Genomic DNA, 21427 nt, shown 5'->3' on the forward strand with positions numbered 1-21427 from the left:
ACTGTCAGGAGTGTCCGGCGCGTACGACGCTTACCTCATGAACGCACTCATCGGATACCTGACCGCCCTGGCCCTCTTCCTCCTCCTCACGGCTCCGGCGCTCGTGGGACATCTCCACGAGCGCCGGATCGACCGTCAGCTAGCGGCGTCGAAGGCCGCTCGGACCCAGAGGTCTCAGGGGTCTCAGAAGTCCTCGTCCAGGTCGACGGTGCCCTCCACCGCGACCTGGTACGCCGACGGGCGGCGCTCGAAGAAGTTGGTCAGCTCCTGAACACCCTGGAGCTCCATGAAGGAGAACGGGTTCTCCGAGCCGTAGATCGGGGCGAAGCCCAGCCGCTGGAGCCGCTGGTCGGCGACGCACTCCAGGTACTGCCGCATCGACTCGGTGTTCATGCCCGGCAGCCCCTCGCCGCACAGGTCCCGGCCGAACTGCAGCTCGGCCTCGACGGCCTCCTTCAGCATGTCGGTGACCTGCTGCTGGAGCGCGTCGTCGAACAGCTCCGGCTCCTCCTTGCGGACGGTGTCGACGACCTCGAACGCGAAGGACATGTGCATGGTCTCGTCCCGGAACACCCAGTTGGTGCCGGTGGCGAGGCCGTGCAGGAGACCCCGGCTGCGGAACCAGTAGACGTACGCGAACGCGCCGTAGAAGAACAGGCCCTCGATGCACGCGGCGAAGCAGATGAGGTTGAGCAGGAAGCGGCGGCGGTCGGCCTTGGACTCCAGGCGGTCCAGCTTGTCGACCGAGTCGATCCACTTGAAGCAGAACTCGGCCTTCTCGCGGATGGAGGGGATGTTCTCCACGGCGTCGAAGGCGGCGGCGCGGTCCGCCGGGTCGGGGAGGTAGGTGTCCAGCAGCGTCAGATAGAACTGGACGTGCACGGCCTCCTCGAAGAGCTGGCGGCTCAGGTAGAGCCGCGCCTCGGGGGAGTTGATGTGCTTGTACAGCGTCAGCACGAGGTTGTTCGCCACGATCGAGTCGCCCGTCGCGAAGAACGCGACCAGCCGGCCGATCATGTGCTGCTCGCCCTCGGACAGCTTCGCCAGGTCGGAGACGTCCGAGTGGAGGTCGACCTCCTCCACGGTCCAGGTGTTCTTGATGGCGTCCCGGTAGCGCTCGTAGAAGTCCGGGTAGCGCATCGGGCGGAGGGTGAGCTCGAAGCCCGGGTCTAGCAAGTTCTTGGAAAGCGCAGTCTTGGCTTCGCTGGTCATTACTGGCAGGCCTCGCAGGACTCGGGGTTCTCAAGGGAGCAGGCGACGGCGTCTTCGTCGGCCGTGGCCTGCGCGGGGATCGGGGTCTGCGCCTGGGCGGCGCGGGCGATGCGGGTCGCCGGGCGCGAGCGCAGGTAGTACGTCGTCTTCAGGCCCGACTTCCAGGCGTACGAGTACATCGAGGAGAGCTTGCCGATGGTCGGCGTCTCCAGGAACAGGTTCAGGGACTGCGCCTGGTCCAGGTACGGGGTGCGGGCGGCGGCCATGTCGATCAGGCCGCGCTGCGGGATCTCCCACGCCGTGCGGTACAGGGCGCGGACCTCGGCCGGGATCCAGGCGAACTCCTGGACCGAGCCGCTGGAGTCGCGCAGCGCCTCACGGGTGCGCGCGTCCCACACGCCGAGGTCCTTGAGCTCCTGCACCAGGTACGAGTTGACCTGGAGGAACTCGCCGGACAGCGTCTCGCGCTTGAACAGGTTGGACACCTGCGGCTCGATGCACTCGTACACGCCCGCGATGGAAGCGATGGTGGCGGTGGGCGCGATGGCCAGCAGCAGCGAGTTGCGCAGGCCGGTCGCCGCGATCCGCTCGCGCAGCGCCGCCCAGCGCTCCGGCCAGGTGAACTCGACGCCGTAGTGGTCGGGGTGCAGCACGCCCCGGGCGGTGCGGGTCTTGTCCCAGGCCGGCAGCGGGCCGCCCCGCTCGGCGAGGCCGGCGGAGGCCTCGTACGCGGCGAGCATGATGCGCTCGGCGATCCGGGTGGAGAGCGCCTTGGCCTCGGGGGAGTCGAAGGGCAGCCGCAGCTTGAAGAAGACGTCCTGGAGGCCCATCGCGCCCAGGCCCACCGGCCGCCAGCGGGCGTTGGAGCGGCCCGCCTGCTCGGTCGGGTAGAAGTTGATGTCGACGACCCGGTCGAGGAAGGTGACGGCCGTGCGGACGGTCTCGTCCAGCCGCTCCCAGTCGATGTCGCCGGTCGCCGTGTCGACGAACGCGCCCAGGTTCACCGAACCCAGGTTGCAGACCGCCGTCTCGCCGTCGTCGGTCACCTCCAGGATCTCCGTGCAGAGGTTGGAGGAGTGGACGACGTGACCCGGCTCGGCCGTCTGGTTGGCGGTGCGGTTGGCGGCGTCCTTGAAGGTCATCCAGCCGTTGCCGGTCTGCGCGAGGGTGCGCATCATCCGGCCGTACAGGTCACGGGCGGGGATGGTCTTCTTCGCGAGCCCGTCCGCCTCGGCCTTGCGGTACGCCGCGTCGAACTCGTCGCCCCACAGGTCGACCAGTTCGGGCACGTCCGACGGCGAGAACAGCGACCACTGCTCGTCCGCGTTCACGCGGCGCATGAACTCGTCCGGGATCCAGTGCGCGAGGTTCAGGTTGTGCGTACGGCGGGCGTCCTCACCGGTGTTGTCCCGCAGCTCCAGGAACTCCTCGATGTCGGAGTGCCAGGTCTCCAGGTAGACCGCCGCCGCGCCCTTGCGCCGCCCGCCCTGGTTCACGGCGGCGACGGAGGCGTCCAGCGTCTTCAGGAACGGCACGATGCCGTTGGAGTGCCCGTTGGTCCCGCGGATCAGCGAACCGCGGCTGCGGATGCGGGAGTACGACAGACCGATGCCGCCGGCGTGCTTGGAGAGGCGGGCGACCTGGTGGTAGCGGTCGTAGATGGAGTCCAGCTCGTCCAGCGGGGAGTCCAGCAGGTAGCAGGACGACATCTGGGGGTGCCGGGTACCGGAGTTGAAGAGCGTGGGGGAGGACGGGAGGTAGTCCAGGCGGCTCATCAGCCGGTAGAGGGCCGCGACCTCGTCCAGCGCGCGCGGGCTGTCGTCCTCGGCGAGGCCGGAGGCGACCCGCAGCAGGAAGTGCTGGGGCGTCTCGACGACCTTGCGGGTGATCGGGTGCCGCAGCAGGTAGCGGCTGTGCAGGGTGCGCAGGCCGAAGTAGCCGAAGCGGTCGTCGGCCTGTTCGTCGATCAGCGCGTCGAGGCGCACGGCGTGGACGCGCACGAACTCGGCGGTGCGGTCCGCGATCAGGCCCTCGCGGTGGCCGACGGCGACCGAGCCGGTGAACGACGTGACGCCCTGGGAGGCGGCCTCCGCGGCGATGCCGACCGTCAGCAGCCGGGCGGCCAGCTTCGAGTAGGCGGGGTCCTCGGAGATCAGGCCGGCGGCCGCCTCCGTGGCCAGCTCGCGCAGCTCCGCCTCGTCGGCCCGGGCGGACCGGCCGCGCAGGGCCGCGGCGGCGACCCGGCCGGGGTCGGCGTCGGGCAGATCGGCGGTCAGCTCGGTCAGGGTACGCAGCAACGCGGTACCGGGACCGTCGGTCTTCAGCTCGGTGACTGAAGCCGGTTCGGCTGGCGCGATGGTCACGTGGGGCTCTCCCTCGCTCGGCGGTGGGCCTGGCGGAGGGCAGGGGGCAGCACACGAGCGCACGGGGCGTCGCGTCCACCGGCCCGCTCCACGAGGCCCGGACGTCAGGGCACCCGGACCTGCTGGACCGGGAGCGCTGTCGGCAGGTCCTCGGACTGGCCATGCGTGCGCAAATACAGAGGTACGCACGCGAGTACACCGTTGCGGGACAGTTCCGGATTCGCACCGGATTCCCCTGCGGCGACAGCGAGCACGAGCATACATCTTGTGTTCACCCGTCATGCCACCCCCAGATGTTGTGTCGCGCCGACTTCAGAGCGTGTCGGAGCGTCAACTCATGGGTACGACCGCGGGCTATGGCGCGGGCTACGACCGCGGGCCGCCGGAGGTCCTGCCGCCGGCGGCCCGCAGTCGGTCGCGGTGTCGGCCGTCTAGTGAGCGGACCCGGCCGTCGCCGGGGGAAGCTCCACCTGGACGCCCTTGTCGCCGGCGTCCGCCGTGTAGTCCTCCGGGCGGGTCTCGTCGACGCCCTCCGGGGCCTTCGCCGCCTTCAGGACGAAGGTGAGGACCACGGTGACGACGACGTTGAGGACGAACGCCGTCAGGCCGATGTAGCCGATCTCACCGATGCCCGGGATCTCCTTCGCCGAGCCGCCGAAGTGCTTCTGGGTCGGGGAGGCGACGCCGTACGCGGCGAACGTGCCGTAGATCATGCCGACCGCCCAGCCGGCGAGCAGGGCCCAGCGGTGGAACCAGCGAGTGAAGAGGCCGCCGACCAGGGCCGGGAAGGTCTGCAGGATCCAGATGCCGCCCAGGAGCTGGAAGTTGATGGCGACCGTCTTGTCCATGGTGAGGACGAAGGCCAGGGCTCCCACCTTCACCAGCAGCGAGACCAGCTTGGAGACCTTGGTCTCCTGCGCGGGCGTCGCGTCCGGCCTGATGAAGTCCTTGTAGATGTTCCGGGTGAAGAGGTTCGCGGCCGCGATCGACATGATGGCGGCCGGGACGAGCGCGCCGATGCCGATCGCCGCGAACGCCACGCCCGCGAACCAGTCCGGGAACATGTCCTCGAAGAGCTGCGGGATCGCCAGTTGCCCGTTGGTGACCTTGACCCCGGCCGCGATCGCCATGAAGCCCAGCAGCGCGAGCAGACCCAGCATCAGGGAGTACAGCGGCAGGATCGTGGTGTTGCGGCGGATCACCTCACGGCTGCGGGAGGACAGCGTCGCCGTGATGGAGTGCGGGTACATGAACAGCGCGAGCGCCGAGCCGAGCGCGAGCGTCGCGTACGTCCACTGGCCGGGTTCCGCCGGGGCCAGCGCGCCGCGCGGCTTGCCGGTGGCCGGGTTGGTCCGGCTGTACGCCTCGCTCGCCTTGGCGAAGATGTCGTCGAAGCCGCCCAGCTTGATCGGGATGTAGATGATCGCCACCACGATGACGATGTAGATCAGCGTGTCCTTCACGAACGCGATCAGCGCGGGGGCCCGCAGACCCGAGGAGTAGGTGTAGGCCGCCAGCACGCCGAACGCGATCAGCAGCGGCAGGTCCTTCACGAACCAGTGGGTGTCCTCGCCGCCGCCGACGCCCATCACGTCGAGCACGGCCTGGATGCCGACCAGTTGGAGCGCGATGTACGGCATCGTCGCCAGGATGCCGGTGACGGCGACCGCCAGCGACAGTCCCTTCGAGCCGAACCGGCCGCGCACGAAGTCAGAGGTCGTCACATAGCCGTGCTTGTGGGACACCGACCACAGGCGGGGCAGGAACAGGAAGATCAGCGGGTAGACGAGGATCGTGTAGGGCACGGCGAAGAAGCCGGCCGCGCCCGCCGCGTAGATCGCCGCCGGCACGGCGACGAAGGTGTACGCCGTGTACAGGTCGCCGCCGAGCAGGAACCAGGTGACCCAGGTGCCGAACGACCGGCCGCCCAGGCCCCATTCGTCGAGACTGTTCTCGTTCTCGGCCCTGCGCCAGCGCGCGGCCAGGAAGCCCATCGCCGTGACGGCCAGGAAGAAGAAGACGAAGACGGCGAGCGCCACGCCGTTCACACCGTCGTTCACTTCGACGCACCCCCGCCCTGGGCCCTGCGGGCACGCTGACCGCGCTGGTCACGCTGCCACAGCTTGTACGCGATCATCGTCAGCGCGGTCGAGATCAGCACCCAGAGCATCTGGTACCAGTAGAAGAACGGGATCCCGATGAACGCCGGATCCGCCTTCGCGTACGAACCCACCCACAGCATCGCCACGAAGGGCGCGATCAGACAGAGGGCGATGACGACGCGCGTCGGCGTCACCACCGGTTCCCTCGTTTCCTCGTCGGACATCGGCGGCTCCGTCCCCTCACTCTGGTCGCCTTGATCACAGATGTAATGCGCAGGCAATGTAAGTGACGGGTAAGCCGAGCGGAAGACCCTCCACGGACTCTCTACCCGGACTCGCCGCTCGGCTCCACTCGGCTTCCGCCCGGCCTCTACTCGGTGGGCCGCTTCAGCCTGGCCACGAACTTGTACCGGTCCCCCCGGTAGACCGACCGCACCCACTCCACCGGCCCGCCGTCCTTGTCCAGCGAGTGGCGGGACAGCATGAGCATCGGCAGGCCCACGTCGGTGCCCAGGAGGCCCGCCTCGCGCGGGGTGGCCAGCGAGGTCTCGATGGTCTCCTCGGCCTCGGCGAGCCGGACGTCGTAGACCTCGGCGAGGGCGGTGTAGAGGGACGTGTACTTGACCAGGGAGCGGCGCAGGGCCGGGAAGCGCTTCGCGCTGAGGTGGGTCGTCTCGATCGCCATCGGCTCGCCGTTGGCCATGCGCAGCCGCTCGATGCGCAGCACGCGTCCGCCGGCCGTGATGCCGAGCAGCCCGGCGAGCCGGTCGTCGGCGGTGATGTAGCCGACGTCCAGGAGCTGCGAGGTCGGCTCCAGGCCCTGGGCGCGCATGTCCTCGGTGTACGAGGTGAGCTGGAGCGCCTGGGACACCTTCGGCTTGGCGACGAAGGTGCCCTTGCCCTGGATGCGTTCGAGGCGGCCCTCGACGACGAGTTCCTGGAGGGCCTGCCGGACGGTCGTGCGCGAGGTGTCGAACTCGGTCGCCAGGGTGCGCTCCGGCGGGACCGGGGTGCCCGGCGACTGGGTCTCCGTCATCTCGAGCAGATGCTTCTTCAAGCGGTAGTACTTGGGCACACGCGCGGTACGGACGGGTGCCCCACCCTCGTTCTCCGCACTGCTGACGTCGGTGCTCATGGCCCGCCTTCCCGGCTCCGGACGAGGTTCACGTCGTGATCCTTCTGTATACCGCCGCCACGTCTTCTGGTCTAGTCCATGGCGGCGAGTGGTCTAGCGGGAGAGGTTACTCCGCAGTCGCTGATTTCGACGCCTTCTTACTTAAAGGTTCCTGCATATGTAGGTCCCATAACGGCTGGTGGGAGGGTATTCGGCCACCCTTGACAGGTCTGGTGGTCTGAGCCAAGCTCTGCGCACTGGTCTACACCATTGGTCCAGGTTCAAGGTCCAGGCCCAGGTTCAGGTCCCGGTCCGTGGGCGGGGGGTGTGGCATCCCTGAGGAGGATGGCGTGAAGCGCAATCTCATAGCCGCGATCGGTATCGCGGGCATGATGGTCTCCGTCGCGGCGTGCGGGGGCGGCAGCGGCAGCGGGGACTCGAAGGGCACCGACGCCAAGGAGCTGACCGTCTGGCTCACCGTCGACGCCCAGAACAACTGGCCCGAACTGGTGAAGGCGGCCGACGCGGCGGTCCAGAAGGCCCACCCGGGCGTCAAGATCACCCACGAGTACTACGGCTGGCCGGACAAGAACACCAAGCTCGACGCGGTCCTCGCCACCGACAAGGCCCCCGACGTCGTCGAGATGGGCAACACCGAGATGCTCGGCTACATGGTCAAGGGCGCCTTCGCTCCCCTGGACACCACGAAGTTCGACAACTCCGCCGCCTGGCTCGACGGCCTCAAGGCGTCCGTGACGTACGACGGCAAGACCTACGGCGTCCCGTACTACGCCGGCGGCCGCGTCGCCAACTGGCGCAAGGACCTCTTCGCCTCGGCGGGCGTCAAGTCCACCCCGAAGACGTACGCGGAGCTGACCGCCGCCCTGGACAAGGTCCAGAAGAAGGAGGGCGACAAGTTCTCCGCCTGGTACCAGCCCACCCGCGACTGGTACGCGGCCATGTCCTTCGTCTACGACGCGGGCGGCTCCATCGCCAAGGAGGACGGCGGCGAGTGGAAGGCGAACCTCTCCTCGCCCGAGTCCCTCAAGGGCCTCACCGACTTCAAGAACATCGTCGACACGTACATGCACGGCGACAGGACCAAGGACGAGTCCGACCGTTACATCGTCTACGGCCAGGGCAAGTCCGGCATGATCTTCGCCCCCGCCTGGGAGGGCGCGACCGCCGCGGCGAAGGAGAACGACAAGACCGGCAAGCTCGCCGGCAACGTCGAGAACTTCGTGATGCCCGGCCCGTCCGGCAAGAACCTCCCCGTCTTCCTGGGCGGCTCCGACCTCGCCGTTCCGGTCAAGTCGAAGGCGCAGGCGCTCGCCGCCGAGTGGATCAACGCGTTCACCGGCCCCGCCGGCCAGAAGGGCCTGATGGCCAAGGGCAACCTGCCCAACAACAAGACCGACCTCGCGACCCTCAAGAACGACCCGAAGACGGTCGTCCCGGCGACCGCCGCCGAGTCCAACTGGTTCGTCCCGATGGCCCCCGGCTGGGGCCAGGTCGAGAAGGCCCAGGTCCTGCAGACCATGCTGCAGAACATCGGCACCGGCAAGCAGACGGTCGAGGCCGCCGCGAAGGAAGCGGACGCCGCGATCGACAAGGTCATCAACAACAAGTGACCTGACGGCGGCGGCCGGCACCTTGGCCGGGCGCCGCCTCTCGAACGACCCGAGGGACCGCTGAGGAGCGCGCGGATGAGTGCCGCAGACACGACCACCCCTGCCAAGGTGCCGCCCGCGCGGCCGGCACCGCCACCGTCCGCCCCGCCGGGACCGGCGCCGGCGCCGGCGAGAAGACGCTCGTCCGCCGCCACCCCCTGGCTGCTCCTGGCTCCCTGCCTGCTGGTGCTCGCCCTGGTGATGGGCTATCCGCTGATCAGGCTGGTCACCCTCGCCTTCCAGAAGTTCGGGCAGTCCCAGCTCTGGGGCTTCCAGCCGGCCGAGTCGGTCGGGTTCGACAACTTCGCGGGCGTGCTGGGCGACGGCGAGTTCTGGCAGGTCGTCGTCCGCACGATCGTCTTCGCGGCGGGCTGCGTGATCGTCACGATGGTCGCCGGCATGCTGATCGCGCTGCTGCTCCAGCGGGTCTCCGGCTGGGTGAAGACCCTCGTCAACATCGCGCTGGTGGCCAGTTGGGGCATGCCGGTCATCGTCGCCACCACCGTCTTCAAGTGGCTGTTCGACGCCGACTACGGCATCCTCAACGCGGTCCTCAGCAAGCTGCCGGGCGTCGAGCTGATCGGCCACAACTGGTTCGCGAGCGGACCGCAGGGGCTCGCGGTGATCATGCTCCTGGTCGTCTGGGGCGCGGTCCCCTTCGTGGTCATCACCCTCAGCGCCGGCCTCACCCAGGTGCCGGCCGAACTGGAGGAGGCCGCCCGCCTCGACGGCGCGGGTGCCTGGGGCGTCTTCCGGTACGTCACCCTGCCCATCCTCAAGCCGATCATCGTGATGCTCACGACGCTGTCGGTCATCTGGGACATGGGCGTCTTCCCGCAGGTCTTCGTCATGCGGGGCGGACACCCGGAAGCCGAGTTCCAGCTCCTGACGACGTACTCCTACGACCGCGCGTTCGTCGTCAACGACTACGGACAGGGCTCGGCGATCGCCCTGATCACCGTGTTGCTGCTGCTCGGGGTGGTCGCCGTCTACATGCGCCAGATGCTGAAGATCGGGGAAGTCGAATGAGCGGCATGAGCGGCATGAGTGCGGTGACCGCGCCCAGGAGGTCGCGGCTCGGCTGGAACCTCCTCGGCCTCCTCGTCTTCGCCGTCGCCGGCTTCCCCGTCTACTGGATGCTGAACACGGCGTTCAAGCCGGCGAAGGACGCGATCGACCCGGACCCGAGTCTGCTGCCGACCGGATTCACCCTCGCCAACTTCCGCCGCGCGCTGGACATCGCCGACTTCTGGGGCCCGGTCGGACGGAGCCTGATCGTCTCCCTCGCGGTCGTCGCGATCGGCGTCGTCGTCGGCATGCTGGCCGCCCTCGCCATCTCCCGGTTCGCCTTCCGGGGCCGCAAGGTCGTGATCGTCGGCATCCTGGCCGTCCAGATGGTCCCGCTCGTCGCCATGATCATCCCGGTCTTCCTGCTGCTGAACGACCTGGACCAGTACGACAAGCTCTCCGGCCTGATCATCACGTACCTGACCTTCATCCTCCCCTTCACGGTGTGGACGCTGCGCGGCTTCATCGTCAACATCCCGAAGGAACTGGAGGAGGCCGCGATGGTCGACGGCTGCTCCCGCACCGGCGCCTTCGTCCGGGTCGTCTTCCCGCTCCTGGCCCCCGGCATGGTCGCCACCTCGGTCTACGGCTTCATCCAGGCCTGGAACGAGTACCTGTACGCCCTGATGCTGCTCAGCCAGAAGAACCAGACCGCGACCGTCTGGCTCGGCAACTTCACCACCAAGCACGGCACCGAGTACGCCCCGATGATGGCCGGCGCCACGATGATGGCCCTGCCGATCGTCGCCCTCTTCCTCCTCGTCCAGCGCAAGATGGCCGCGGGGCTGACCGCGGGCGCCGTGAAGGGATAACGCCCCCGATGACGACATTCGCCAGCGGCACCGACACTCTCACCCGTGACGCCCTGACGGTCCTGCAACCCGGCTTCACCGGCACCACCGCCCCCGACTGGCTGCTGCGCCGCCTGGGCGAGGGCCTGGCCTCGGTCGGCCTGTTCGGCCGCAACATCGCCTCGCCCGAACAACTCGCCGCCCTGACCGCCCAGTTGCGCGCGGAGCGGGACGACGTCCTGGTCGCGATCGACGAGGAGGGCGGCGACGTCACACGCCTGGAGGTGCGCACCGGCTCCAGCTTCCCCGGCAACCACGCCCTGGGCGCGGTGGACGACGTCGCCCTCACCCGGGAGGTCGCCGCGGAACTGGGCCGCCGCCTCGCCGCGTGCGGGGTCAACCTCAACTGGGCCCCGTCCGCCGACGTCAACTCCAACGCCGCCAACCCGGTCATCGGCGTCCGCTCCTTCGGCGCCGACCCGGCGCTGGTCGCCCGCCACACCGCCGCCTACGTCACCGGCCTCCAGTCGGCGGGCGTGGCCGCCTGCACGAAGCACTTCCCGGGCCACGGCGACACCTCCGTCGACTCCCACCACGCGCTCCCGCGCATCGACGCCGGGACGTCCGTACTCGGTGAACGCGAACTGACCCCGTTCCGCGCGGCCATCGCCGCCGGCACACGCGCCGTGATGAGCGCCCACATCCTGGTCCCCGCCCTGGACCCCACCCGCCCGGCGACCCTGTCCCCCCGCATCCTCACCACCCTGCTGCGCGACGAACTCGGCTACGACGGCCTGATCGTCACCGACGGCATGGAGATGCAGGCCGTCGCCGCGACCTACGGCATCGAACGCGGCAGCGTCCTCGCGATCGCGGCCGGCGCCGACGCCATCTGCGTGGGCGGAGGCCTGGCGGACGACGAGACGGTACGCCGCCTCCGCGACGCCCTGATCACCGCCGTCCACACCGGCGACCTCCCCGAGGAACGCCTCGCGGACGCGGCGGAACGGGTGCGGGCGCTCGCCCGCTGGACGGCGACGGCATCCGCGCCCACGGCGGCCACGGCCGTGGCACGGGGGCCCGGTGTCGGTCTGTCCGCCGCCCGCCGGGCGCTGCGCCTGACCGGCGGGGAGGTTTTCGCGCCCCTCACCGAAGCGCCGTACGTCGCAGCGTTCACCCCGGTCGCGAACATCGCCGTCGGTGCCGAGACCCCCTGGGGCGTGGCGGTGGAGCTGGTCCGGCTGCTGCCGGGGACGGAGACGGGCAGCTTCGCGGGCGCGGACGCGGGGCACGCGGCGCTGGTCGCGGCGGGGGAGCGGCGGATCGTCGCCGTGGTCCGCGACGAGCACCGGCACCCCTGGATGGCGGCGGCCCTCGACACCCTCCTCAGGGCCCGCCCGGACACCGTCGTCGTCGAGATGGGCGTCCCCCAGGCCCCGCCCCGGGGCGCCCTGCACATCGCCACCCACGGCGCGGCCCGCGTCTGCGGCCTCGCCGCGGCGGAGGTCATCGCCGGGCGGTAGACACCACGAAGGCGCCGGGTTCCCGACCAGGAACCCGGCGCCTTCGTCGTACCTCCGTCGACCGTCGTCGAACCGGATGTCTCAGACGCCCTGCCACTCCGGCTTGTCGACGTACGTGTGGCGGAAGTAGTCCGCGAGCTTCAGCTTGCCGGCGGCGGCCTCGTCGACGACGACCGTGGCGTGCGGGTGCAGTTGGAGCGCGGAGGCCGGGCACACCGCGGCGACCGGACCCTCCACCGTCGCCGCGACCGCGTCCGCCTTGCCCTCGCCCGTCGCGAGCAGCACGAGGTGCCGTGCCTCCAGGATCGTCCCGATGCCCTGCGTGATGACGTGGTGCGGGACCTGCTCGATGTCGCCGTCGAAGAAGCGCGCGTTGTCGACGCGGGTCTGCTCGGTCAGCGTCTTGATCCGGGTGCGCGAGGCCAGCGAGGAGCACGGCTCGTTGAACCCGATGTGTCCGTCGGTGCCGATCCCCAGCAGTTGGAGGTCCACGCCGCCGGCCGCGGCCAGCGCGCGGTCGTACGCCTCGCAGGCCGCCTGTACGTCCGCCGCGGTGCCGTCCGGACCGAGGAACGCCTCCGTGCCGATGCCCAGCGGCCCGAGCACCTCCCGCAGCAGCACCGAGCGGTAGGACTCGGGATGCTCGGCCGGCAGCCCGACGTATTCGTCGAGCTGGGCGATCCGCGCCCGCGCGGTGTCCACGGCACCGGAGCGCACCTTGGCCGCCAGCGCCTCGTAGACGGGCAGCGGGGTGGAGCCGGTGGCCACGCCGAGCAAGGCGTCCGGCTTGCGCCGCAGGAGCCGCGCCATGGCCTCGGCGATGAGCTCGCCGCCCGACCGGGCGTCCGCAACGATGACAACTTCCACGCTGGCCTGCCGTTCTCGTATCCGCGGTCTGATCCGTGTGGTGGGGCATGTGGTTTAGACCAATCTACGCGGTCAATCTAACAGAGTCACGTGTCGCGACGTTTCTCTAACGCCCGCTATAAAATGAACGCATGGTGAGCGGTGAACAGACCCGGGCCGAGCCCGTGTCCCGGCCCCGCGGCCGTCCCCGCTCCTTCGACCGCGGGGCCGCGCTGGACAAGGCGGTCCTGGCGTTCTGGCGGCACGGCTACGAGGCGACCTCCGTCTCCGACCTCACCCGCGTCATGGGCATCGGCGCCCCCAGCCTCTACGCGGCCTTCGGCGACAAGCGGTCGCTGTTCGAGGAGGCCGTGCGCGTCTACGGCGAGACGTACGGCTCCTTCACGGGGCGCGCCCTGGCGGAGGAGCCGACCGCCCGCGCCGCCGTCGAGCGGCTGCTGCGCGAGGCCGCCGCCGAGTTCACCGACCCCGCCCACCCGTACGGCTGCCTGGTGATCCACGCGGCCACCAACTGCACCACCCCCGACGTCGAGGACGCCCTGCGCCGGCAGCGGAACGCGACCCTCGCGACCGTCGAGAGCCGCATCGCGGCGGGCGTCGCCGCCGGCGAGCTGCCGCCGGACACGGACGCCGACGCACTCGCCCGCGTGGTGGGCGCGGTGTTCCAGGGCATGTCCCAACAGGCGCGCGACGGAGCGAGCCGGGAGCAACTGGAAGCGGTCGCGGAAATTGCCCTCATCGTCTGGCCCCGCACGGGAACCCGCACAGGCTAGGCTGCGTTGTGCGTGATAAGGCGTCCGAATACTCACAACAACGAACAAGCTCGCAGGCGCAGACAAACGCCTGTGGACACGCCTAGTGGTCTAGTCCACAATTGCTTCCGTCTTCCCCGCACAGGAAGACGGACCGAGGACCCGGTGCTCTCTGCCCTGACTGCCCCGGATCCTCACCTTCGGCCGACGGGACCGCACACCCCGCGGCCGATTCTGCTCCGGGCTGCGGTGCCGGGAGGGCTGAGGGTCCCTCTCAGGCGCCGCGGCCCGCGGGTGTTTCCGGGCCGCCGCTTTTAGGCCCCGCACATACCCCCAGGTACGCTCACAGACGTGCCCTCCATGAACGAACTCGTACGCCAGCACACCGCACTCGACGACTCCGACCTCGAGTGGCTCCATCTGCTGGTCTCGGAGTGGCAACTGCTCTCCGACCTCTCCTTCGCCGACCTGGTCCTGTGGGTCCCCACCCGCGACGGCACGCGCTACGTCTCCGTCGCCCAGATGCGCCCCAACACCGGCCCCACCTCCTACCAGGACGACATGGTCGGCCACCTCGTTCCCCGAGGCCGCCGCCCCCTGCTGGACGCGGCCCTGGACGAGGGGCGGATCGTGCGCGAGGGCGACCCGGAGTGGCGCGAGGAGGTCCCCGTCCGGGTCGAGTCGATCCCCGTACGGCGTGAGGGCCGCGTGCTCGGTGTCATCGCCCGCAACACCAACCTGCTGACCGTGCGCACCCCCAGCCGTCTGGAGCTCACCTACCTCCAGAGCGCCTCCGACCTCGCGCAGATGATCGCGGCGGGCTCCTTCCCGTTCCCCAACCAGCAGATGGACATGGACGCGGCCCCCCGCGTCGGCGACGGCCTGATCCGCGTCGACGGCGACGGCATCGTCCAGTACGCCTCCCCGAACGCGCTGTCCGCCTACCACCGGATGGGCCTCGCCTCCGATCTGGTCGGCCAGCACCTCGGCCTGATCACCGCCGAACTCGCCCCGACCCGGGGCCCGGTGGACGAGGCGCTCGCCAAGCTCGCCAGCGGCTGGGCGCCCCGGGAGTTCGAGATCGAGGCCAGGGACGGGGTCATCCAGTTCCGGGCCATCCCGCTCAAGCCCAAGGGCACCCGCATCGGCGCGCTCGTCCTGCTCCGTGACGTCACCGAACTGCGCCGCCGCGAGCGCGAGTTGATCACCAAGGACGCGACCATCCGGGAGATCCACCACCGGGTGAAGAACAACCTCCAGACGGTGGCCGCCCTGCTCCGCCTCCAGGCCCGCCGCATCGACTCCGAGCGCGGCCGGGAGGCCCTCGAAGAGGCCGTGCGCCGGGTCGGCTCCATCGCCATCGTGCACGAGACGCTCTCCCAGAACCTGGACGAGCGCGTGGAGTTCGACGAGATCGCCGACCGCGTGCTGGCGATGGTCGCCGAGATCTCGCCGGGCAAGGTCGCCGGCCGGCGCAGCGGACGCTTCGGCATCCTGGACGCCGAGGTCGCCACCCCGCTGTCCATGGTCCTCACCGAGATCCTGCAGAACGCCCTGGAGCACGGCTTCCGCGAGGGCGACACCGGCACGGTCGAGGTCTCCGCGGTCCGCGGCGGCACCACGAAGGAGGCCCGCCTCCTGGTCACCGTCCAGGACGACGGCGTCGGCCTGCCCGAGGGCTTCGACCCCCACACCTCCGGCAACCTCGGCCTGCAGATCGTACGGACGCTGGTGGAGGGTGAGTTGGGCGGAACCTTCGACATGGTCCCGGCGCCGGAGCGCGGCACGCGGGTGATCCTCGACATCCCGGTGCACGCACAGAAGTAGGACCACAGAAGCACGGCCACAGAAGCACGGCCACAGAAGTAAGACCCGCGTAAGACCGTGCGGGCACAGCAAGAAGCCCCGGACCGTTCAGGGGTCCGGGGCTCGAATGCTCGTTGCCAGCGTGTGCTGCGCATCGGGGGTACTGCGCGCTGCGGCTCGGGGGCGGGAGATGCGTACTCGCTGTACGCGCCGCCAAGCTCAGGCTCGCGGGGAGGGTGTTGTCAGGCGGTGGCCTGACGGGCACGGTTGCGGGCGGCGCGGCGCTTCATGGCGCGACGCTCGTCCTCGCTGAGACCACCCCAGACGCCGGAGTCCTGGCCGGACTCGAGCGCCCACTGCAGACACTGCTCCATAACCGGGCAGCGACGGCAGACGGCCTTGGCTTCCTCGATCTGCAGCAGCGCAGGACCGGTGTTGCCGATGGGGAAGAAGAGCTCGGGGTCTTCCTCGCGGCAAACGGCGTTGTGACGCCAGTCCATGGCTGCTACCTCTCCTTGGTATTACGTGCAGGGTTGCTTGTGAATGTGAACGCTTTCACGAATCCCTCAACAAGTGAAGGGCCGCCCGTCAGGTTCGCTGACGGGCTCCTGTTGATTGAAGAGGGGTTCCGGTGATCAGTGGAGGCTGGTGTTGCGGGCCGTCCCGATCGCCACGTAGAGACTCGCAAACCTCAGCGGCGGATACAACCCCTACCGGAAAGTTTTTTTTGATTCCTCGGTGTCTACTAGGTCACAGCCGTACTTCCATGGGGTGGACCCTGGTCTAAACGTTCGAGTGAAAGGACTTCAGCCCTTTCTGCTCACACAATCACACGCAGTGCACGGCGTACGCCTGTGAACGTCACGCTAGTCCGTAGCCCCAGGTGGTCACCGTCCATCTGGAGGGGTAGCGGGACCTTCGAATGCAAGGTGAACTGGTCCAGGTCGTGCAGGGCGACGGCATGCCTGCCGTGCGGTCCCCGTTCGGGGGACGAAGTGAGCAACTGTGTGCCATATCGGGCAACCGAGGCCGTGGACAGACGGCTGAGACCGAGTACGTCGAGCCCCGTATCGAACGAGGCCTTAGGCGACGCGTACACCGGGCGATTGCCCAGATAGGTCCACGGAGCCGTGTTGCAGACTATGGACAGCACCAAATCGGTCACCGGCTCCGCGCCCGGCCGTTCCAGGGTGATCGACCCGTGCCGGCGTTGTGACTCACCCAACAACTGGCGCACGGCCTGGCGAATGTAGAGAGCGTGTGTGGATCTTCTGCCGCGCTCGCGCTGCTGTTCCACCCGGCCCACCACTCCGGCGTCGAAGCCGAGCCCGGCGTTGAAGGTGAACCAGCGCGAGGGCACCGCCTCGTCCTCCGTGCCGGGCGTGCCCGCGGCCAGGCCGAGACCGACCGTCCGCTCGGTCTTGTCACGCAGGGCGTCCAGCACCGCGCCGGTGGCCTCCACGGGGTCGTTGGGCAGACCCAGGGCGCGGGCGAAGACGTTGGTGGAGCCGCCGGGGACCACCGCGAGACTGGGCAGGCTGTCCGGGTCGGGCCCGGAGTGCAGCAGGCCGTTGACGACCTCGTTGACCGTGCCGTCCCCGCCGAGGGCCACGACCAGGTCGACGTTTCCGCTCTCCGCCGCCTGCCGGCCCAGGTCACGCGCGTGCCCGCGGTACTCGGTGGTGACCGCTTCGAGCTTCATCTCGCTCGCGAGGGCGTGGATGAGGACATCGCGCGTCCGTGCACTGGTGGTGGTTGCCGCCGGATTGACCACGAGAAGTGCACGCATGAGTTGCAGCGTACCTACTGGGCCTTACCGGTCACAGGGCGAGGTGGGGATCGGGGCCCGGCGAGCGGCGCGGGCTACCCTTCGGGGGTGAGCAGTGAGCAGACCCCCGCCGCCCCGCAGACCACACCACCCCGCCCGCGCCGGCTGACGTACGCCGCCGCGCTCGCCGGCCTCGAGGGGCTGGCGCTGGTCGTCGGCGGGGTGTGGATGCTCGTGCTCGGGATCGGCGGTGACCCGGACGACCGTCAGCAGGCCGTCACCGGGGGAGTCACGCTGATCGTGCTGGCGCTGCTGCCGCTGCTCGCGGCCCGTGGGCTGCTGGGCCTGCGCAGTTGGAGCCGGGGGCCCGCCGTCATCACGCAGATCATGGCGCTGCCGGTGGCCTACAGCCTGCTGCAGGCCGACAGCATGGCGATCCCGGCGGGCATCGCGCTCGCGGCCGTCGCCGTCGCGTCGCTCGTCCTGCTCGTCAACGGCGAGACGACCCGGGCCCTCGGGATCCGGGGGCCCGGCCGCACATCGGAGTAGCCGCTACTCCTGGCCGCCACTGCTTTTCGACGCCGTCACTTTTCGACGCCCTCACTCCTCCACGAGGAGCTTCTCCCGGAGCTGGGCCAGGGTGCGCGCCAGCAGGCGGGAGACGTGCATCTGCGAGATGCCGACCTCCTGCGCGATCTGCGACTGGGTCATGTTGCCGAAGAACCGCAGCAACAGGATCCGCTTCTCGCGCGGCGGGAGGTCTTCCAGGAGCGGCTTGAGCGACTCCCGGTACTCGACGCCCTCCAGCGCTTCGTCCTCCGCGCCGAGGGTGTCGGCGACCGCCGGGGACTCGTCGTCGGTGTCCGGGACGTCCAGGGACAGCGTGGAGTACGCGTTCGCGGACTCCAGGCCCTCCAGGACCTCCTCCTCCGAGATCGCCAGCTTCTCGGCGAGCTCGTGGACCGTGGGGGAGCGGCCGTGCTGCTGCGACAGCTCGGCCGTTGCCGTCGTCAGCGACAGCCGCAGCTCCTGGAGCCTGCGCGGCACCCGCACCGCCCAGCCCTTGTCGCGGAAGTGCCGCTTGATCTCGCCGACGACCGTCGGGGTCGCGTACGTGGAGAACTCCACGCCGCGCTCCGGGTCGAAGCGGTCGACCGACTTGATCAGGCCGATGGTGGCGACCTGCGTGAGGTCGTCCAGCGGCTCGCCGCGGTTGCGGAACCGCCGCGCCAGGTGCTCGACGAGCGGCAGGTGCATGCGGACCAGTTGGTTGCGCATCTCCGCGTACTCGGTGCTGCCGTCCTGCAGCTTGCGCAGCTCGACGAACATCGCCTTTGCTCCGCTGCGGTCCACCGACGATGTCGAGGCCGGTGCCGGTGCCGGTGCCGGGGTCGGTGCCGGCACCGGTGTCGGTGGTGGTTCGTGCTGCGTGCCCGGCACGCTCTGTACGCCGTCTCGCTCGTGCTCGCTCATCGTCCCGCCCGTCGCGCTCTGTCGAGCCCTCTCCTCTGCTCGGCCCGGGGGCGCACCCCCGGGCCGCCTCTCCCGAGGTGGGCCCTGCACGGCACCCTCCGGCAGACCCGCCTGCGCGGAGGCCGAGTGGTCCTCCGGATGCGGCCGGGCCTGCTCGGGGATGCCGTCGATGCCGTCCGCCATGCGTCGGGAACCGTCCGGAGAGACGGGAATCCCGGCGCTCCCGGCCGGCAGCTCCCGTGTGCCGCGCTCTTCGTCCCGCACCGGCCCGTCCCCGTTCCTCACGCCGGCCCGGGTCCCGCGCCGCGCTGTTTGTAGAGGCTGATCGACACGGTCTTGTCCTCGTCGACAGCGGAGGACACCTTGCCCGCGAGCGCGGACAGGACGGTCCACGCGAACGTGTCACGCGCCGGGGCGTGGCCGTCCGTGGTCGGCGCCGAGACGGTGACTTCGAGCGAGTCGTCGACGAGTCGGAACACGCAACTGAGTACCGAGCCGGGCACGGCCTGCTGGAGCAGGATCGCGCAAGCCTCGTCCACCGCGATGCGCAGGTCCTCGATCTCGTCCAGGGTGAAGTCCAAACGGGCTGCGAGGCCGGCCGTGGCCGTCCGCAGCACCGACAGGTAGGCACCCGCAGCCGGCAGCCGGACTTCCACGAAGTCCTGGGTCGCGGGCTCGCCTGCGATCTGGGACACCCTCACCTCCAAGGTGGTACAAGCTTTTCGGGGCCGAGGGTCGCCCCCCGGGGTAACGCGTGTGTGGTGCAGCGGTGACGCTATCGCGCTCTCAAGTTTCCTGTCCCCGGGACCCCAACCCCCTGCGTCACTCACAGTAAAGCTGTGAACACGCTCCGTGTCTAGAGGTCTGTCGGCCCAAATGGGAAGAAGGCGCGCCGGGTTGACGTACCCAGACGTCAGACGGTCGAACCGTACCCGCCGGACGGCCGGGGCGTCTCTGAGTTCAACGGCCGAACCCCCGCAGAAGTTCACACCAGGACGTGATCCACGAAGCACCACCGCCAGCTCTCGCCGGGTTCGAAGGTCCGCATCACCGGATGACCGGACTCCTTGTGGTGCGCCGTGGCGTGCCGGCTCGGCGAGGAGTCGCAGCAGCCGACGTGGCCGCACGTCAGGCACAGCCGCAGTTGCACCGGGTGGGTACCGTCCCGCAGGCACTCCGGACACGTCTCGCCGAGCGGGACGGGTTCGGGGTCGGGCAGCGCGTCGGAGTGCGTGCACTGTTTCATGATTGCCAGATTACGACGGGTGTGCGGACGACCGCGCGGAAAAACGAGGGCGGGTCAGACATGGACGTGATGCCACTGCTGTTGCTGGTGGCGGGGAGCGCGGCGATCGCGGCCGCGGCCCGGCGCACCCCGGTGTCCGCGCCGCTGCTGCTGGTCGCCGTCGGCCTGGTGGTGTCGTACCTGCCGGGGGTCCCGGACTACACCCTGGACCCCGACATCGTCCTGCCGCTCCTGCTGCCCCCGCTGCTGTACACCTCGGCCTCCGACAGCTCGTACCTCGACCTGCGCGCCCAGATGCGGCCCGTCGCCCTCCTGTCGGTCGGATACGTGCTCTTCGCGACCTTCGCCGTCGGCTGGGCCGCCTACCTGCTGGTCCCCGGGCTGCCGCTGACGGCGGCGCTGGTGCTGGGCGCGGTGGTGGCACCGCCGGACGCGGTCGCGGCGACGGCGGTGGCGCGCCGGGTCGGCCTCCCCTCGAAGATCACCACCATCCTCCAGGGCGAGTCCCTGCTGAACGACGCCACCGCGATCACCGCCTACAAGGTGGCCCTCGCGATCGTCGTCGGCGAGGGCGCGTCCTGGGCCGGCGGCATCGAGGAGTTCCTGATCGCGTCCGTCGGCGGCACCGCCGTCGGCCTGATCCTGATGGCCCCGCTGCACTGGCTGCGCACGCACCTGAAGGAGCCTCTGCTCCAGAACACGCTCTCCCTGCTGATCCCGTTCGTCGCCTACGCGGCCGCCGAGCAGTTCCACGCCTCCGGCGTCATCGCCGTGGTCGTCGTCGCGCTCTATCTCGGCCACCGCGCGTGGGAGGTCGACTTCGCCACCCGGCTCCAGGAGGAGGCGGTGTGGAAGATGGTCGCCTTCGTCCTGGAGTCGGCCGTCTTCGCGCTGATCGGCCTGCAACTGCCGGTCGTCCTGAGGGGCCTCGGCGCTTACGCGGGCCTGGACGCCGCCTGGTACGCGATCGCCCTCTTCCTCGTGGTCGTCGCGGCCCGCTTCCTGTGGGTGTACCCGGCGACCTTCCTGCCCCGGCTGTTGTCGGCACGCGTCCGCGCGCGGGAGGAGAACCCGACCTGGCGGGGGCCGGTCGTCGTCGGCTGGGCAGGCATGCGGGGCGTGGTCTCGCTCGCCATCGCCTTCTCCATCCCGCTCACCGTGGACCACGGCGACGCGCCCTTCCCGCACCGCAACCTCATCCTGTTCCTGACCTTCACGACGGTCATCGGCACCCTGGTGGTGCAGGGCCTGACCCTGCCGCCGCTGATCCGCCTGCTGAAGTTCCCCGAGCCCGACCCGCAGGCCGCGACGCTCGCCGAGGCCAACGCCCAGGCGCAGGCATCCCGGGTCGCCGAAGAGCGCCTGGACGCCCTCCTGGCCGACGAGCGCAACGCCCTGCCCCCGCCCCTCGCCGACCGCCTGCGCGACGTCCTGGAGCGCCGCCGCAACGCCGTCTGGGAGCGCCTCGGCCAGGTCAACCCGGTCACCGGCGAGACCGTCGACGACACCTACCGGCGCCTTTCGCGCGAGATGATCAGCGCCGAGCGCGAGATGTTCGTCCGGCTGCGCGACGGCCGCTACATCGACGACGAGATGCTGCGCACGCTGCTGCGCCGACTGGACCTGGAGGAGGCGGCGGCCTTCCGGGAGGCGACGTGAGCGGGCCTCACGA

Annotated in this window: 19 protein-coding genes and 1 riboswitch; of the genes, 8 read left to right on the plus strand and 11 right to left on the minus strand. The window is 69.9% G+C overall.

The features are described 5' to 3' along the window. Positions 1 to 183: 183 nt before the first annotated feature. The 5 genes from OG352_RS28860 to OG352_RS28880 form a co-directional block, all read right to left on the minus strand. A complete protein-coding gene (locus OG352_RS28860) occupies positions 184 to 1212 on the minus strand; it encodes a ribonucleotide-diphosphate reductase subunit beta (RefSeq protein WP_329220916.1) in 1029 nt (342 codons plus the stop codon). Further along, the gene (locus tag OG352_RS28865; protein WP_329220917.1) at positions 1212 to 3575 is read right to left on the minus strand and encodes a ribonucleoside-diphosphate reductase subunit alpha; all 2364 of its coding nucleotides are present in this window, start codon (positions 3573 to 3575) and stop codon (positions 1212 to 1214) included. Before OG352_RS28865 ends, OG352_RS28860 begins: the two co-directional genes overlap by 1 nt. A gap of 124 nt (positions 3576 to 3699) precedes the next feature. Then, a riboswitch (cobalamin riboswitch) is annotated at positions 3700 to 3835 on the minus strand. Positions 3836 to 4006: 171 nt separating this feature from the next. Then, positions 4007 to 5635 carry a monocarboxylate uptake permease MctP gene (mctP, locus tag OG352_RS28870; RefSeq protein WP_329220918.1) on the minus strand — a complete coding sequence of 543 codons (1629 nt, stop codon included), beginning with the start codon at positions 5633 to 5635 and terminating at the stop codon, positions 4007 to 4009. Further along, positions 5632 to 5901 carry a DUF3311 domain-containing protein gene (locus OG352_RS28875; RefSeq protein ID WP_329220920.1) on the minus strand — a complete coding sequence of 90 codons (270 nt, stop codon included), beginning with the start codon at positions 5899 to 5901 and terminating at the stop codon, positions 5632 to 5634. The genes mctP and OG352_RS28875 overlap by 4 nt, the downstream gene beginning before the upstream one ends. Before the next feature lie 146 nt (positions 5902 to 6047). Next, complete coding sequence (locus OG352_RS28880; RefSeq protein WP_329220922.1) at positions 6048 to 6812, minus strand: GntR family transcriptional regulator; 765 nt, start codon at positions 6810 to 6812, stop codon at positions 6048 to 6050. A gap of 329 nt (positions 6813 to 7141) precedes the next feature. Here OG352_RS28880 and OG352_RS28885 point away from each other — a divergent pair, with 329 nt between their 5' ends. From OG352_RS28885 to OG352_RS28900, 4 genes are all read left to right on the plus strand, one after another. Beyond that, on the plus strand, positions 7142 to 8422 hold the full coding sequence (locus OG352_RS28885) for an extracellular solute-binding protein (RefSeq protein WP_329220923.1): 1281 nt from the start codon (positions 7142 to 7144) through the stop codon (positions 8420 to 8422). Positions 8423 to 8497: 75 nt separating this feature from the next. Next, a complete protein-coding gene (locus tag OG352_RS28890) occupies positions 8498 to 9490 on the plus strand; it encodes a carbohydrate ABC transporter permease (RefSeq protein WP_329220925.1) in 993 nt (330 codons plus the stop codon). A gap of 5 nt (positions 9491 to 9495) precedes the next feature. After that, on the plus strand, positions 9496 to 10341 hold the full coding sequence (locus OG352_RS28895) for a carbohydrate ABC transporter permease (protein WP_443072368.1): 846 nt from the start codon (positions 9496 to 9498) through the stop codon (positions 10339 to 10341). 8 nt (positions 10342 to 10349) lie between these two features. Then, positions 10350 to 11843 (plus strand): glycoside hydrolase family 3 protein, encoded by a 1494-nt coding sequence (locus OG352_RS28900; protein ID WP_329220927.1) that lies wholly within the window; start codon positions 10350 to 10352, stop codon positions 11841 to 11843. Between the two features lie 81 nt (positions 11844 to 11924). On the opposite strand, the gene nagB is transcribed toward OG352_RS28900, so the two are convergent. After that, the gene (gene nagB, locus OG352_RS28905; RefSeq protein WP_329220929.1) at positions 11925 to 12710 is read right to left on the minus strand and encodes a glucosamine-6-phosphate deaminase; all 786 of its coding nucleotides are present in this window, start codon (positions 12708 to 12710) and stop codon (positions 11925 to 11927) included. A 131-nt stretch (positions 12711 to 12841) separates the two neighbouring features. Between nagB and OG352_RS28910 the strand changes: the two genes are divergently transcribed. Further along, on the plus strand, positions 12842 to 13483 hold the full coding sequence (locus OG352_RS28910) for a TetR/AcrR family transcriptional regulator (RefSeq protein WP_329220931.1): 642 nt from the start codon (positions 12842 to 12844) through the stop codon (positions 13481 to 13483). 330 nt (positions 13484 to 13813) lie between these two features. Next, a complete protein-coding gene (locus OG352_RS28915) occupies positions 13814 to 15289 on the plus strand; it encodes a sensor histidine kinase (protein WP_329220933.1) in 1476 nt (491 codons plus the stop codon). A gap of 221 nt (positions 15290 to 15510) precedes the next feature. Here OG352_RS28915 and OG352_RS28920 read toward each other — a convergent pair whose 3' ends face one another. Together OG352_RS28920 and OG352_RS28925 are read right to left on the minus strand one after the other, a co-directional pair. Continuing rightward, positions 15511 to 15768, minus strand: coding sequence for a WhiB family transcriptional regulator (locus OG352_RS28920; protein WP_006380970.1), 258 nt, complete (start codon positions 15766 to 15768; stop codon positions 15511 to 15513). 320 nt (positions 15769 to 16088) lie between these two features. Then, a complete protein-coding gene (locus OG352_RS28925; RefSeq protein ID WP_329220934.1) occupies positions 16089 to 17057 on the minus strand; it encodes a diacylglycerol/lipid kinase family protein in 969 nt (322 codons plus the stop codon). An 87-nt stretch (positions 17058 to 17144) separates the two neighbouring features. On the opposite strand from OG352_RS28925, the gene OG352_RS28930 reads away from it, so the two are divergent. Then, complete coding sequence (locus OG352_RS28930) at positions 17145 to 17585, plus strand: hypothetical protein (RefSeq protein ID WP_329220936.1); 441 nt, start codon at positions 17145 to 17147, stop codon at positions 17583 to 17585. 51 nt (positions 17586 to 17636) lie between these two features. On the opposite strand, the gene OG352_RS28935 is transcribed toward OG352_RS28930, so the two are convergent. The 3 genes from OG352_RS28935 to OG352_RS28945 all read right to left on the minus strand — a co-directional run bounded on the left by OG352_RS28935 (position 17637) and on the right by OG352_RS28945 (position 19755). Then, a complete protein-coding gene (locus tag OG352_RS28935) occupies positions 17637 to 18794 on the minus strand; it encodes an RNA polymerase sigma factor SigF (protein WP_329220938.1) in 1158 nt (385 codons plus the stop codon). Beyond that, positions 18791 to 19204, minus strand: a complete 414-nt coding sequence (locus OG352_RS28940; RefSeq protein ID WP_019058277.1) for an anti-sigma regulatory factor — start codon at positions 19202 to 19204, stop codon at positions 18791 to 18793. Before OG352_RS28940 ends, OG352_RS28935 begins: the two co-directional genes overlap by 4 nt. Before the next feature lie 290 nt (positions 19205 to 19494). Continuing rightward, complete coding sequence (locus OG352_RS28945) at positions 19495 to 19755, minus strand: UBP-type zinc finger domain-containing protein (protein ID WP_329220940.1); 261 nt, start codon at positions 19753 to 19755, stop codon at positions 19495 to 19497. A 60-nt stretch (positions 19756 to 19815) separates the two neighbouring features. On the opposite strand from OG352_RS28945, the gene OG352_RS28950 reads away from it, so the two are divergent. Next, complete coding sequence (locus OG352_RS28950) at positions 19816 to 21414, plus strand: Na+/H+ antiporter (RefSeq protein ID WP_329220941.1); 1599 nt, start codon at positions 19816 to 19818, stop codon at positions 21412 to 21414. Positions 21415 to 21427: the final 13 nt, after the last annotated feature.

The sequence above is a fragment of the Streptomyces sp. NBC_01485 genome (assembly GCF_036227125.1).
Lineage (GTDB): Bacteria > Actinomycetota > Actinomycetes > Streptomycetales > Streptomycetaceae > Streptomyces.